This is a genomic window from Erwinia rhapontici (assembly GCF_012271765.1).
Taxonomy (GTDB): domain Bacteria; phylum Pseudomonadota; class Gammaproteobacteria; order Enterobacterales; family Enterobacteriaceae; genus Erwinia; species Erwinia rhapontici.
This window is the reverse complement of record NZ_VRKO01000014.1, coordinates 350,294-365,058: the sequence shown is the minus strand read 5'-3', so window position 1 is coordinate 365,058 and position 14,765 is coordinate 350,294. Positions and strand designations below refer to the sequence as shown.

14 protein-coding genes are annotated in these 14,765 nt (G+C 53.9%); 2 read left to right on the top strand and 12 right to left on the bottom strand.

What is annotated here, in order from left to right:
• The 11 genes from FVB43_RS15270 to pilM form a co-directional block, all read right to left on the bottom strand.
• Entirely contained in the window at window positions 1-678 is a 678-nt protein-coding gene (locus FVB43_RS15270) for a phosphoglycolate phosphatase (protein WP_167864262.1), read from the bottom strand.
• The gene (gene rpe / locus FVB43_RS15265) at window positions 662-1,348 is read right to left on the bottom strand and encodes a ribulose-phosphate 3-epimerase (protein WP_133846669.1); all 687 of its coding nucleotides are present in this window, start codon (window positions 1,346-1,348) and stop codon (window positions 662-664) included. The genes FVB43_RS15270 and rpe overlap by 17 nt, the downstream gene beginning before the upstream one ends.
• Before the next feature lie 37 nt (window positions 1,349-1,385).
• Complete coding sequence (dam, locus tag FVB43_RS15260) at window positions 1,386-2,204, bottom strand: adenine-specific DNA-methyltransferase (RefSeq protein WP_133846668.1); 819 nt, start codon at window positions 2,202-2,204, stop codon at window positions 1,386-1,388.
• 126 nt (window positions 2,205-2,330) lie between these two features.
• Window positions 2,331-3,311, bottom strand: coding sequence for an SPOR domain-containing protein (locus FVB43_RS15255; RefSeq protein ID WP_133846667.1), 981 nt, complete (start codon window positions 3,309-3,311; stop codon window positions 2,331-2,333).
• 92 nt (window positions 3,312-3,403) lie between these two features.
• Window positions 3,404-4,492 (bottom strand): 3-dehydroquinate synthase, encoded by a 1,089-nt coding sequence (gene aroB / locus FVB43_RS15250; RefSeq protein WP_133846666.1) that lies wholly within the window; start codon window positions 4,490-4,492, stop codon window positions 3,404-3,406.
• A gap of 53 nt (window positions 4,493-4,545) precedes the next feature.
• Complete coding sequence (aroK, locus tag FVB43_RS15245) at window positions 4,546-5,067, bottom strand: shikimate kinase AroK (RefSeq protein WP_048917675.1); 522 nt, start codon at window positions 5,065-5,067, stop codon at window positions 4,546-4,548.
• Window positions 5,068-5,459: 392 nt separating this feature from the next.
• The gene (hofQ, locus tag FVB43_RS15240) at window positions 5,460-6,704 is read right to left on the bottom strand and encodes a DNA uptake porin HofQ (protein ID WP_133846665.1); all 1,245 of its coding nucleotides are present in this window, start codon (window positions 6,702-6,704) and stop codon (window positions 5,460-5,462) included.
• On the bottom strand, window positions 6,625-7,026 hold the full coding sequence (locus FVB43_RS15235; protein ID WP_133846664.1) for a HofP DNA utilization family protein: 402 nt from the start codon (window positions 7,024-7,026) through the stop codon (window positions 6,625-6,627). Before FVB43_RS15235 ends, hofQ begins: the two co-directional genes overlap by 80 nt.
• Window positions 7,016-7,513 (bottom strand): HofO family protein, encoded by a 498-nt coding sequence (locus tag FVB43_RS15230; RefSeq protein WP_159337851.1) that lies wholly within the window; start codon window positions 7,511-7,513, stop codon window positions 7,016-7,018. The genes FVB43_RS15235 and FVB43_RS15230 overlap by 11 nt, the downstream gene beginning before the upstream one ends.
• Window positions 7,510-8,055 carry a PilN domain-containing protein gene (locus FVB43_RS15225; RefSeq protein WP_167864261.1) on the bottom strand — a complete coding sequence of 182 codons (546 nt, stop codon included), beginning with the start codon at window positions 8,053-8,055 and terminating at the stop codon, window positions 7,510-7,512. Before FVB43_RS15225 ends, FVB43_RS15230 begins: the two co-directional genes overlap by 4 nt.
• Window positions 8,055-8,882, bottom strand: coding sequence for a pilus assembly protein PilM (pilM, locus tag FVB43_RS15220; RefSeq protein ID WP_133846661.1), 828 nt, complete (start codon window positions 8,880-8,882; stop codon window positions 8,055-8,057). Before pilM ends, FVB43_RS15225 begins: the two co-directional genes overlap by 1 nt.
• A 115-nt stretch (window positions 8,883-8,997) precedes the next feature.
• Here pilM and mrcA point away from each other — a divergent pair, with 115 nt between their 5' ends.
• Complete coding sequence (gene mrcA, locus FVB43_RS15215; RefSeq protein WP_133846660.1) at window positions 8,998-11,550, top strand: peptidoglycan glycosyltransferase/peptidoglycan DD-transpeptidase MrcA; 2,553 nt, start codon at window positions 8,998-9,000, stop codon at window positions 11,548-11,550.
• Between the two features lie 78 nt (window positions 11,551-11,628).
• On the opposite strand, the gene nudE is transcribed toward mrcA, so the two are convergent.
• The gene (gene nudE / locus FVB43_RS15210; RefSeq protein WP_133846704.1) at window positions 11,629-12,195 is read right to left on the bottom strand and encodes an ADP compounds hydrolase NudE; all 567 of its coding nucleotides are present in this window, start codon (window positions 12,193-12,195) and stop codon (window positions 11,629-11,631) included.
• Window positions 12,196-12,594: 399 nt separating this feature from the next.
• On the opposite strand from nudE, the gene FVB43_RS15205 reads away from it, so the two are divergent.
• Window positions 12,595-14,733, top strand: coding sequence for an intracellular growth attenuator family protein (locus FVB43_RS15205; protein ID WP_167864260.1), 2,139 nt, complete (start codon window positions 12,595-12,597; stop codon window positions 14,731-14,733).
• Window positions 14,734-14,765: the final 32 nt, after the last annotated feature.

Below are 14,765 nucleotides of genomic sequence, written 5' to 3'. Positions count from 1 at the left end.
TTACAGCCCGAGTGCGGGCAACAAATCGTTAAAATGATCAAGCGTGATGTCGGGCTGACTGGTGGCAATAGGCTCACCGTAGTTATAGCCGTAAGTCAGGCCAATGCAGGGACATCCTGCCGCCTGCGCGGCTTGAATATCATTGCGTGAGTCGCCAACAAATACCAACTCTCCCGGTAGCAGACCAAACTTGCCCAAAACCAGAAACAGCGGGGCCGGATGCGGTTTCTTTGCCACTACATCATCGCCACCAATAATCAGGGAAAAGTAGTCGGCAATACCGAGCGATTGCAGCAGTGGAGCAACAAACGGAGTGGGCTTATTGGTGACCAGCGCCATCGGCAGGTTATGTGCAGCCAGCGCGGCCAGCGTCTCTTTGACGCCAGGATACAGCAGGCTGCCACCATCTACGCTCTGTGCATAGTGTTTATCCAGCAGCACCCGCGCATCAGACAGCAGGGCGCTCTGTGGGGCATGGCCCAGCGCCCAGGTCAGAGCGCGCTCGATCAGAATATCCGCCCCGTTGCCAATCCAGGTTGATACCCGCTCAACACCCGCTATGGGTAGGTTCAGCTCATTGAGTGCGCTATCAACGGCACTCGTCAATCCTGGGGCGCTATCGGTCAGCGTGCCATCAAGATCAAACGCGAGGGCACGGACGTTAGTGAAATGACCCATGACGAGACTTCTCCAGTTCGGTGCGCATATCATCGATCACTTTTTTGTAATCGGGATGACCAAAAATGGCTGAACCGGCAACAAACATATCGGCACCCGCTGCGGCAATCTCACCAATGTTGTCCGCTTTGACGCCGCCATCCACTTCCAGGCGAATATCATAGCCGCTCTGATCGATTAGCTTACGTACCTGACGCAGTTTATTCAGGGTACCCGGAATAAATGACTGACCACCGAAGCCCGGGTTCACGGACATCAGAAGGATCACATCCAGCTTATCCATCACATAATCAAGCACGCTGAGAGGGGTTGCCGGGTTCAGCACCAGGCCCGCCTTGCAGCCCTGCTCTTTAATTAATTGCAGTGTGCGATCAACATGCTCGGAGGCTTCTGGATGGAAGGTGATATAGCTGGCACCGGCCTTGGCAAAATCAGGTATCAAACGATCAACCGGTTTGGCCATCAGATGGACATCGATCGGCGCAGTCACGCCATAATCGCGCAGGGCTTTTAACACCATCGGCCCCATCGTGAGATTGGGAACGTAATGGTTATCCATCACATCAAAGTGAACCACATCACCGCCAGCAGCCAGTGCTTTAGCAGTGTCTTCGCCCAGGCGGGCAAAATCTGCGGAAAGAATTGATGGGGCAATTAAAAACTGTTTCATCCGTTTCTCCCTGGTTGTGCCTGAGTTTCAGGCGTCATCACCGGCCAGTATACAACGCCAGTAATTCATTGACCTTACTTCGCGTGTTGCCACTGCGGCTGATCGAACGACGCACTTTGATTTCATGCAGGATAGCGCCCTCGTACCACTGACGTGTTAGCGGCGTATCGTGGTTCGATATCAGCACGGTAATGCTCTGCTCGTTGGCCAGCATCGTAGCCAGTTCGACCAAATGTTGTTGCTCACGCATGCTAAAGCTGTTGGTGTGGTACGCCGTAAAGTTAGCGGTCGTGGAGAGCGGTGCATAGGGTGGATCGCAATAGACCACTGCCCCCTTTTGCACTTTCCCCAGCGTAACATCGTAAGATTCACAGACAAAAGTCGCCTGCTGGGCCCGTTCGGCAAACCAGTAAATTTCATCTTGCGGAAAGTAGGGTCTGCGATAACGACCAAACGGCACGTTGAACTCACCGCTCAGGTTATAACGGCACAAGCCGTTGTAACAATGGCGGTTGAGGTATAAAAACAACACCGCTCGTCGGTAATCATCGCGGCACAGATTAAACTCTTTGCGATAGGCGTAGTACACCGCCGAATCATTCGTTTCAGGAACGAAGAGCATGCGCACATCTGCCACGAATTCATCCGTGCGTTCTTTAACGATGTTATAGAGGTTAATCAGATCGCTGTTAATGTCTGCGAGAATGTACTTTGAGTACTGGGTGTTAAGAAATACCGAGCCCGCCCCTACGAAGGGTTCGATCAAACAGTCCCCTTCAGGGAGATGGCGTCGGATATCATCGAGCAACGGGTACTTGCCACCTGCCCACTTCAAGAAAGCGCGATTTTTTTTCATGCTGTCGTTAATTACTTTTACTCATCAGGCTGTGGTTACACCGACAGCATATCTGCGCTTTGAATGCTCTGCGTGCCAGCGGCACGCACACACACTAAGGATACGCCGGGTTTCCCCGGCGGGGTGTTATTTACCCGCTTCTTTTTTTACCTGGCTCACCGGTTTTACCCAAGGGTTCTGAGCACGAACTTCCGCCGGTAGAGAGGCAACAGCGCGTTTAGCATCACCTGAAGTCGCATAAGAGCCACTCACCAGTACATACCAAGGCTGTCCGTTACGCGTGGTCTGATAGACATGATAGCCACTCAGATTTTGTTTTTTCGCCCAGGCATTCAACGTGTCTGAACGCGATGCACTGCTTAGCTGCAGCGTAAAGTTACCGCCGGGGGTGCTACCGCTACGCGCGGCTGGCGTACTCTGACTGGCTGTAGTCGCTGGTTTACTTTCTTTCGCCGCAGGCTTACTGGCAGCAGGCGTATGGGCCGCCGCCGGTTTATTCTGATGCGTTGCCGTCGGACGTGGAGCCGTAACAGGTTTGTTGCTTGCCTGGCGCGGAGTTTCTGCCCCTGGTGCTACTGTAGCAGCCGCCGTTGGCAATGAAGACTCTCCCTGACCTGCCTGTGCTGCAGCATCAACCTGCCCTTGCTGGTCATTCAAAGCTGTATTCAGATCGCCTGGCAGCTCAACACGCTGTTGATTCGGCGGTGTCTGCACTGGCTGTGCTTCTGTCGGCGTTGGGGAAATCGGTGGAACACCCACATTCTGTGACGAAGCCGACTGAGTATTATTCGCGGTTGTACCGGTTTCAGACGTAGCTGGCTGGCCTGACTGGCCGCTCATTGAAGAGGACCCGGAGAGATCGATATTCTTTTCACCACCGGCGTTACCCGCAGGCGTTGCAGGCTGTTTCGCACTGCTGTTATCAGGTGATTTCAATGCAGACCCAATACCTAACACAAGCAGCAGCAGAACCAGGATACCAATTCCCATCATCATATGCTGTCGGGATACAGGGATTTTTGGTGCAGACGACGTTTTGCGGGACCGCGTTGGTCGGCGGTCGCTGGTGTCAGGTTTTAACTCGTCTTCCGGTTTAAACTCGTCCATTTAACCTCCTCCCATAGAGCGGCAATGCCGTTCGAACCCTTGAACGGCGATACATCAGAATAGTAGCCAGGAGACCTGGTTACAGATAATCACTATGGCTTCAGACAATCCTGAATGGATGCAAGAACCATATCATGTGGTACTCCGCTGCGCACTTCGGCTTTGCCGATGGCCAGGGGAAGAATCAGACGCAGCTTGCCAGCCAGGACTTTTTTATCACGCATCATATGTGGCAGGTAGTCAGCCGCCGCCATACTTTCTGGCCCATGTACCGGTAACCCGGCACGCTGTAACAACGTGATAATACGGTCTGTATCTTGCGAACTGAACTGACCAAGACGTTCAGCGTTGCGTGCAGCCATTACCATCCCGGCTGCCACCGCTTCGCCGTGCAGCCAGTTGCCGTAACCCATATGGGCTTCAATGGCGTGACCATAGGTATGCCCAAGGTTCAGCAACGCACGCTGGCCGTGCTCATGTTCATCTGCTGCCACCACTTCTGCTTTCAACTCACAGCAGCGGCGAATACAGTACGCTAGCGCCGTGCCATCCAGCGCCAGCAAGGCATCCAGATTGTCTTCAAGCCAGGTGAAGAATTCACCGTCAAGGATGATGCCGTATTTGATCACTTCCGCCAGACCGGAAGAGAACTCACGCGCTGGTAGGGTATTCAGACAGTCAAGATCTACCACCACCGAGGCAGGTTGATAAAATGCCCCGATCATGTTTTTACCCAACGGATGATTGACGGCAGTTTTCCCCCCCACAGAGGAGTCAACCTGCGACAACAGCGTGGTTGGGACCTGGATAAAACGTACGCCACGCTGGTAGCTGGCGGCTGCAAATCCGGTTAGATCACCAATCACACCGCCACCCAGTGCCACCAAAGTGGTATCCCGGCCATGAGGCCTGGACAGTAATGCGGTAAATACCTGATCCATCACGGCCAGCGATTTAAACTGCTCACCGTCCGGCAGAATCACCTGATCGACCACCACGCCCGCGCCCTCAAGGCGTGAACGCAATGGTTCCAGATAGAGAGGAGCCAGCGTCTGGTTGGTTACCAGCATGACCTGATCGCCCGCTTTAAGCGGCCAAAAAGAAGCCGGATCTGCGAACAACCCGGCGGCGATGGTAATGGGGTAACTGCGATCCCCAAGAGTTACGGTAATCCTCTCCATGACGCTGTATCACCTTTTTTGCTGTGCCCACAAGTGGGCCGTCAGAGCCTGAATCAGCTCTTTTCCAACATATTGATAATTTGATTAGCCACCACTTTCGCACTTTGATCGTCAGTACGAATGGTTACGTCGGCAATCTCTTCATACATCGGATTGCGTTCATCGGCTAATGCTTCCAGCACTTCACGCGGTGGAGAATCCACCTGCAACAGCGGACGTTTTTTGTCGCGCTGAGTACGTGCCAGTTGCTTTTCGATAGTCGTTTCAAGATAAACCACTACGCCACGGGCGGAGAGACGATTGCGCGTTTCGCGCGACTTGACGGAACCGCCACCTGTCGCCAGCACAATGCCCTGCTTTTCAGTGAGTTCATTGATGATTTTTTCTTCGCGATCGCGGAAGCCTTCTTCGCCTTCGACGTCAAAAACCCAGCCCACATCCGCTCCGGTACGTCGCTCAATTTCTTGATCGGAATCGAAAAATTCCATATTGAGTTGTTGAGCTAACTGACGCCCAATAGTGCTTTTGCCGGCACCCATAGGCCCAACCAGAAAGATATTGCGTTTCTCTGCCATTTTTTCGGTATTACTAAGACAATTCGTTGATGATACCCCGCCTTAAACCAGGCAGGACATGAACTGAAACCTCATGAGCGATAGTGCGAGAGTCAGACGAAAATTATCTCAACACTGAAGGTGTTTTGGCAACCGATTAAATTTACCTTGCCCATTGCACGCAATATTTTGGCGCGTTTCAGTCCGCTTCATTTATCAGCCGGATGTGGTTGCATCGGCTACGCCGGTTGCGCACGATAAAAAACGGTTAAAAAGCATTCGCTGCTAAGGGCACCTGGCCCGTAATTCAAAATCGCTAAACCTTGTAAGCTAATTCCGTCCTTGCGTCAAACCCAACTGTCAGCAATTCCGGAAAAAACATGCAGGTGTTACAGTTTGCCTCAAAAATCGCATTAATCGCTACGAATCAGTCTCGGTGTGATGAAGATCACCAATTCACGCCTTTTTTGTTCACGTACATCGTGACGAAACAGGCCACCCAGTAGCGGAATATCGCCCAGAAAAGGCACCTTAGTGCGCCCTGTGGCGCTCTGTTGCTGAAAAATCCCTCCCAGCGCCAGCGTCTGCCCATCCTTCAACATCACTTGGGTATCAATCTCCTGTTTATCGATGGTCAGGACCTCGTTTTCACCGCTTCGCATATTTTTTCCGGGTACATTTTGAGAAATATGCAGTTTCAGTAAAATCCGACCGTTAGCCTGTACCTCTGGCGTGACTTCCATCGCCAGCATCGCCTCTTTGAACTCCATGGTGGTCGACCCCCTATTTCCACTGGCAACTTCGTAGGGAATTTCCGTACCTTGTTTGATACTGGCCGTCTGCTGATGCGATGTGAACAAGCGTGGGCTGGCAATAATCTCGGCCTGCTGCTCTCTTTCCAGCGCGCTCAGCTCAAGATCCAGCAACTGACCATCCAGTTTTGCCAGCGTCAAACCCACCATACCTGCCGGGCGACTGACGCCAAGATCCACTCTCAGCTGGCTGCTACGCAGCGCCTCTGCCACCTGTTCAGATCCACTTAGCCCCCAGTTAACCCCTAATTCACGCAGATTCTCTTCACTGATGGTGACGATATGTGCTGCCAGCTCAATCTGAGCCAACGGCACATCCAGCTGGCGCACCCAACGTTCTGCCTGATCGAGGGCACTTTCAGTATCACGTAATAACAAACTGTTAGTCCGGCTATCCAGCGTAATGCTGCCACGCGCGGTCATTAATCGGGCGCGCTCATTTTGCAGGCTGCCGTTGACCGCTGCGGCATCGGCATGCTGGAGAGTGAGCGTACGATTATGCAGGGGGAGCGTCTGTTCCTGAGCTTCACGGCGTGCGGCCGTTTTTCGCTCCTCCTCTTGCTGCCAGCTCTCCGGATAAATCAGCATCACGTTGCCCTGTTTTTCCATTGTCAGGCGCCCCATTTTTAACACCAACTGTAAAGCCTGCTGCCAGGGCACGTCTTTCAGCCGAAGAGAAAGCGTGCCTTCAACCCCCGGTGCTACCACCAGGTTGAGCTGCTGGTAATCGGCCAGCGCCTGCAATACCTGCCCGACGGGAGCGGCGTCAAAAGCGAGAGAGAGGGGAATCTGGCTGGCTGATAACGGGCTTATCAGCGCCAGCCAGAGGTAAATTATCCTGAGCATGATGTCGTCCTTTTAAACCCAGCCGCCGTGACGGCGGGCAGTCCTGTAAAGTCGTGATCGTGACAGTCTGAGCATCAATCTCCGCGATACGCCACTCCGTGCCGGGTAATGGGTCGCCAGTCTGCCGCCAGAGCAATTTATGTTGAGACGAGACCAGCCACGCGTCATAGCGGCCCTCTCGGCCAATCAGTCCCAGTAAACGCCAGGTGAGTTCCGTCTCTGCAACGGACGCGCAACGCTGGACGTTCAGAGGAAAAAAGGGATCGCGCGCCCACACGTTACACATCAACAACAGCAATCCCCAGGCCAGCTTAATTTTCATCCGTTAACTCCATGACCAGGCGCAATTGCTGTTCCTCACGTTGCAGTTTGAACTGGGAAAACAGTAACGTGGGCTGAAGCGCAGAAAGATAATCCAGCAGCGCAATAAATTGTGGCCAGTTCAGCATCAGAGACAGCTCACCGCCCTGCCCGGCAGGGTGCCAGTATTCCAGTACCGCACCGCTGGCTTTGAGCAGGTCAGGCAGTAAAAAAGGCCGGATGACGTCAGAGGTAAGCCGTGCCTCGATCTGTTCTGTCTGCTGCTGCACGGTGGCAAGTGCGGGCATGGCGCGGAGTAATTGCAGCTGCTGACGATAACGGTGTGCCAGCTGCTGCCACTGCTGTTCGCCCTGCTGCTGCTTTTGTTTTATCGGATGCCACCAGGCGCCCCATAACAGCATCGCCAGCAACAGCGCAGCGCCACAAAAACTGCCCAAGCGTATCCATGCCGGCATTTGCAACCAACCGATCAGCCAGCGGTGCATCATTCGTCGGCACCAGGAGACAAAAACGGTAGTGCCTGCATATCAAACGTCATTTCGCCCGTGCGAACACGCTGGACTGCCCCCAAATTGACCTGTTTAAACAACGTGACCTCGCGTAATCTGTCACGCAACTGGTGCAGTTCCTGAATGCTGGCCGCCACCCCGCGTAACACCAGTTCCTTGCGGGTTTTATGCAACACGCTCAGCCAGGTATCCGGTGGAAAGTACAGGCCAAGACCCCGCGCGAAATCACGCCACTGGGTCATCTGCTGTTGACGGTGCATGAGGTGATGCTGCTGACGTTGCAAGGCGCTGAGCTGCTGTCGTGCGGCCTGCGTGCGTGCATTCAGGGCCTGCACATCGTTTAGCGCGGCGCTCCACAGACCCTGCGTGCGACTCTGCTGGTGATTGAGACTGCGCTGCCAGTATCCCTCCAGCATCAGCATGGAAAACACCAGAACTAAAACGCCCCCTGCCAGACGCCAGACGCGCCAGCGCTTCTGCAATTTCACCTGCCGCCAGGGCAATAAGTTCACCCATACCATCAGCAATCCTCCGGGCGTAATGCCAGACCGGTTGCCAATGCAAAAGCACCGTCATACACGGGCAACGGCGGCTGATAACATTGCACTGCGGCCAGCGGCGACAAGGCGAAGGTGCCTTCCGGCCGCTCTTCTGCCAGCACAGAGCTGTACCAGACTGAGTGGCTGCCTTGTAAATATCGCTGCTGTAGTGCGCTAAAATCGGCTGCATCTTCCAGTGAACACCAGCCCCAGGCATGAACACCCGACTGCGGGGCATACCACAGCCAGTGATCGTTCAGGCGGTGCACCAGTGCGGCGGACGCCTCCAGTGACAGTCCACGAGCCAGCGCATACAGTGCCGCCGGAGTCAGTTCCAGAACATCGGGAGCCAGCGAGGCCTGTTGCAGGCAGTCTACCCAATTTTGTAGTGCATCCTGGCGTGCCGCCGTCAGATACATCGCCCCGTCAACGTCATCACTACCACGGTAATCCAGCGCCAGCGCTTCGGGTGCGATAGGGAAAAATCGTCTCGCCGCCGCCATGATGTAACTGTTACGATCGGGCTCACGTAATCGTAAGGCAGGCTTCGCCAGTTGGCGCTGCATGACGAGCTGCGGGGGGAAGCCGACCCGCAGTGAAATGCGAGCAGGAAGATGTTTACGCCAGCGTTGCAGTAATGCCACAACATCGTCCGGGCGTTGCACCAGGCCATTTCTTAACGTATCTTGCGGCAACGTATGCTGCCACCAATGACGTAGCTGCCAGCCGTTTCGACGGCGCTGGATGCCCAGGGCGCAGAGCTGCCCGTTTTGAATATCCAGCCCGACTTGCCATGTCTTAAAAGCCATTGCGCGATCTCCTTATCGTCTGTTGAAAAGGACGTATCCAAGGTACAGGCTTGCCTTTATACTACCGCGCGATTGTTTATAAACTGCCCAACCGACTTTAAGTGGGAAATATCAGGTGAAGTTCGTAAAGTATTTATTGATCCTTGCAGTGTGTTGCATCTTGCTGGGAGCTGGCTCGATCTATGGTTTGTACAAATACATAGAGCCACAGCTCCCGGATGTCGCCACGCTGAAAGATGTGCGTCTGCAGACGCCAATGCAGGTCTACAGTGCCGATAACGAGCTTATCGCACAGTACGGCGAGAAACGCCGTATTCCACTGACGCTGCAACAAATCCCACCGCAAATGGTGAAGGCCTTTATCGCGACGGAAGACAGCCGCTTCTATGAACATCATGGCGTCGACCCGATTGGTATTTTCCGTGCAGCCAGCATTGCGCTGGTTTCCGGTCATGCGTCGCAGGGGGCCAGTACCATTACCCAGCAGCTGGCACGTAACTTCTTCCTCAGCCCGGAACGTACACTGATACGTAAGGTCAAGGAGGTGTTCCTCGCCATTCGCATTGAACAGATGATGAGCAAGGACGAGATCCTTGAGCTGTATCTGAACAAGATTTACCTCGGCTACCGCGCCTATGGTGTTGGCGCTGCGGCACAGGTCTATTTTGGTAAAAGCGTTGATCAGCTGTCACTGAGTGAGATCGCCATGATCGCCGGCCTGCCAAAAGCACCGTCGACATTTAACCCACTCTATTCTCATGATCGTGCCGTGCAGCGTCGCAATACCGTTCTGGCACGTATGCTTGACCAGCACTACATCACGCAGATGCAGTATAACGAAGCGCGCAGCACACCACTGGTGGCGAACTATCATGTGCCGGAAATTGCTTTCTCAGCGCCGTATCTGACTGAGATGGTGCGTCAGGAGATGATCAAGCGCTTCGGTGAGAACGCCTACAACGACGGTTATAAGGTCTATACCACCGTCACCCGTAAGCTCCAGTTGGCGGCACAGACATCGGTTCAGGACAACGTTATTGCCTATGATATGCGTCATGGTTATCGCGGTCCGGCCAGTGTGCTGTGGAAAGTGGGTGAGCAGGCGTGGGGCCACAGCGAAATCATGAAAACGCTGAAGTCTTTACCGGTGTACGGTCCGCTGTTCCCGGCAGTGGTTACCACCAGTAATAGCGAGGAAGCCACGGCCATTATGCGTGATGGCAGCAGCGTTGCGCTAAACCTCGCCAGTGTTCGCTGGGCCCGCCCGTTCAAGTCAGACACCTTACAAGGTGCCACACCGCGTTCGGTGAGCCAGGTATTGCAGCCTGGTCAGCAGATTTGGGTACGCAAGGTGGATAACGACTGGCAACTGGGCCAGGTGCCGGATGTGAACTCCTCACTGGTATCGCTCGACCCACACGATGGTGCCGTGCGCGCCCTTGTGGGCGGTTTTGACTTCAATCTGAGCAAGTTTAACCGTGCAACCCAGGCGTTACGCCAGGTCGGTTCGAATATCAAACCGTTCCTGTATACCGCAGCAATGGACCGTGGTTTGACGCTGGCATCTATTCTTAACGACGTGCCGATTTCTCGTTGGGATGCAGGTGCCGGTGCTGACTGGCGTCCGAAAAACTCACCCAATACCTACGCGGGTCCCATTCGTCTGCGCCAGGGGTTGGGTGAGTCGAAGAACGTTGTGATGGTGCGCGCCATGCGCGCCATGGGCGTCGACTATGCGGCCGAATATTTGCAGCGTTTTGGTTTCCCGGCACAGAACATCGTCCATACGGAATCACTGGCGCTGGGCTCGGCCTCCTTCACCCCATTGCAGATGGTACGTGGCTACTCTGTGATGGCGAACGGCGGCTTCCTGGTTGACCCGTACTTCATCACGCGCATCGATGATGAGCAAGGCAACCACGTCTTCGAAGCGAAACCGAAAGTCGCCTGTGCAGAGTGCAATCTGCCGGTGATCTATGGCAACACTCAGAAGGCCGTCGCACTGAGTGAAGACAGCGTAGAAAACGTGGCGGTATCGTCGGAAGGTAACAATGTTGCCGTACCACAACCGCAGCTGGAGCAGGTTCCACAGCAGGGTCAGCAGGATGGCCAGCAGCAATATGCGCCACACGTGATCAACACCCCGCTGTCATTCCTGATTAAAAGTGCGCTGAATTCGAATGTGTTTGGTGAGCCAGGCTGGATGGGCACTGGCTGGCGGGCTGGCCGCGACCTTAAACGTAACGATATCGGTGGCAAAACCGGTACCACTAACAGCTCAAAAGATGCCTGGTTCTCCGGCTACGGGCCGGGGGTTGTCACCTCGGTGTGGATCGGTTTTGACGATCACCGCCGTGACCTCGGACGCACCACGGCTTCCGGGGCGATTAAAGATCAGATATCAGGCTACGAAGGCGGTGCCAAGAGCGCACAGCCAGCATGGGATGACTATATGAAATCCGCGCTGGATGGTGTGCCGTTACAACCATTGACGCCGCCAGAAGGCGTAGTGACGGTCAATATCGACCGCAGCACCGGCAAACTGGCGAACGGTGGCGGCAATAGCCGCGCGGAATACTTCATCAACGGCACCCAGCCGACTGAATATTCCGTACATGACGTCGGAACCACACTGATGGACAACGGCGAAAGCCACGAGTTGTTCTGATACAAAAATGCCGGGCAATTGCCCGGCATTTTTTATTTCAGGTCAGTCAACCACACTCACCCGTTACGATGGCTCACATCAGTAACTCAGCCGGCCTTGCTTCACCAGCCATTCACGGACCAGAAACAGCGCACTGACGTTACGCGATTCGCGAAAATCAGGTTCATCCAGGAGCGCCAGCAAATTATTTAGCGGCCAGCGCAGTTGCGGTAATGGCTCAGGTTCATCCCCTTCCAGTTGCTCAGGATAAAGTCCCTCTGCCACCACAATGTTCATCTGACTGGAAAAATAGGACGGCGCCATCGTCAGTTTTCCCAGTGTCTCCAACTGATGAGCGCCAAACCCGGCCTCTTCTTTTAGTTCACGATTGGCGGCTTCAAACGGCGTTTCGCCAGCATCAATCAATCCCTTCGGGAACCCCAGCTCATAGCTTTCCAGCCCGACAGCATATTCCTGAATCAGAATCAGATGATCGTCGACAATCGGTACGATCATAACCGCTTCACGGCCAGAGGAACGCATACGTTCGTACACACGGCGCGCACCGTTGCTGAACTCCAGATCAACGGCTTCTACCGTGAACAACCTGGAGCGCGCAACAGCTTCAACTTTGTGGATAGTAGGTTTTTGTAATTGTCTGGTCATCATGGCCCCAGCGAAAAGCCGAATAAGGTTAACGTCATGCCCGGTGCAAACACGGGTGTGCTATTGTCCATTGTGCGGCAGGTGCCGCAGGAATCCAATCATCGCATGAATCATTTTACTTTTTTATAACAAATCCTTGTTAATATGAGGAAAATCTTTTAAAGAATGTCAATTGAACGACTAAAAAATAGGATTATGCCGATATCTGTTATGGCAAATGCCTGGTAACATCACCCCCGGCCATGCTATACAATTATTCTAATTTTATGATTTTTAGCGCTATTTTTAATCACACAGTGAATTGCCTATTCTGTCTTCACTCGCCATTTTTGGCTGGTATTGACCCACCATCTTATGCGAGAGAAATGACAGGAGCATCGTGGCAGGAATGAGGGGAGCATGAGCACAATAGTCATCATATTGGCTGTAATGCTGGCCTGCTCGGTGACGGCAGGTTGTTTTTTTTGGTACGCTATGCGGCATCGCCCGCCGTTGGCGAAACCACTGCCATTCATTAGTCCCCCTTATCGCAAACTGAGCGAAGAAGAACGCACAGCGGTAGAACGCTACGTCTCCATGCTGGCTAATAATCAGCATGATACCCAGCCAACCGGTGCCAGCAGCTCACCCGAACAACTGGTTCTGACATCTCAAAGCAACAATGTTTATCCCGTCACTCGCTCCATCACCCGCTACGGACTCTCCACCGACGACCAAAATAAATGGCGCTACTACCTGGATGCGGTTGAAGTGCATCTGCCCCCACTGTGGGAGCAGTACATTGCGGAAGAGAACTACGTTGAGCTCATTAAAACGCAAACGATCCCGCTGGTCATTTCACTCAATGGGCACTCACTGACTCAATATCGTTGGGAATCGCCTGCACTGGTGCCGATGGTACGCGCGACCGGGCAAAATGCCTCTATCCGCAAAGAAGAGGGCGAGAACGTTGAGCTTCTCAGCGTTCGCAAGGAGAGTCTGGAAGAGTATGCATTGAGCAAACCGGATGGCACCCGGGAAGCCCTGCTTATCAGCACGGGATTACTGCTGTTTTTCATCAGCCTCGTGGGGCCGGTTGTTCTGATGCCCTGGCTGATACTGGCGGGTATCTGCATGATTTTATTCAGCATCTGGATGCTGTACCGCCGCCCCACAGAGAAAGACCTGCGTGACATTCACTGCCTGCGCGGCGCACCGAAACGCTGGGGCTTATTTGGCGAATCCAACCAGGGCCAGGTCAGTAACATCTCGTTGGGTATTATCGATTTGATCTATCCGCCACACTGGCAAAGCTACGTAGCCCAGGATCTGGGTCAAACCACCGACGTTGATATCTATCTTAACCGCCAGGTCGTTCGCCAGGGACGTTTCCTCTCCCTGCAGGATGAGGTGCGTAATTTCCCAATCCAACACTGGCGTAAAAATGTTGTGCTGGCTGCGGGTGCGTTGTTGGTGCTGGTACTGCTGATTTCCTGGATCCCCCTGAGCATGCCACTGAAGTTGAGCCTGGCATGGATTAAAGGCACCGAAAGTCTGCAGGTCACGCAGGTGAGTGACTTAGAAAACGTTGCCCTGCATGTAGGCGACAGCCTGAAAGTCAAAGGCACGGGGATGTGTTCGATTCCAACCACCTATCAGGGCAACCGCAGCTATGACTTTATGCCGTTCGACTGCTCTGCGGTCTACTGGAACAACGCTGAACCCCTGCCCCTGCCGCAGTCCGATATTATCGATAAAGCCACTGCACTGCTGGATACCACCCGGATGCAGCTTCATCCGCAGACCAGCACCGACCCAAAACTCAATCCGCAGCTGGCCACCGCCATTCAGAAGTCAGGCATGATCCTGCTGGACGATTTCTCAGATATCGTGCAAAAAACGCAGGATTTGTGCAGCCAGGAACAGGACTGTGTGCGTCTGAAAAATGCGCTGGTCAACCTCGGCAATGCCAAAGACTGGCAAACGCTGGTGCATCGTGCCAATTCCGGTGCACTCAACGGCATGAACGTGTTACTTCGCCCGGTGAGTGCCGAAGCGCTGGAAAACCTGGTCAATACCGCAACCTCCTCTTTCTTCTATCGTGAAACACGCCGTGCCGCAGACGCACTGAACAGCCCTCCTCCGGGTGGTTTTCTGATCCTCAGTGACGAAGGTCGCCAGTTGGTGAATCAGCCCTCCCCGGCAGCATCACTGTTTGATTACAACGCCCCCGACCAGTGGCCAGAACTGCAACGTCTGGCAGGTATGCTGCTGCACACGCCGTTTAACGCTAACGGGATCATTACCAGCATCACCATCGATGCCAACGGCACACGCCACATCGCACTGCACAGCGAGCCGGACACCATCACATTATGGCACTACCTCGGCAGCAGCCTGTTGTTGCTGTTGCTCTCTCTGATCCTGGTCATTAACACGCTACTGGCACTGCGTCGCATTCACCGTAATCGTCTTCGGATGATGGAAATTCACCAGTATTACGACAAATGCCTCAACCATTCGCTCAACGATATACAGACCGTGCGGCCGATGTTCTGAGCCCATCGCATCTGTGCTATTTTTAATAGCTA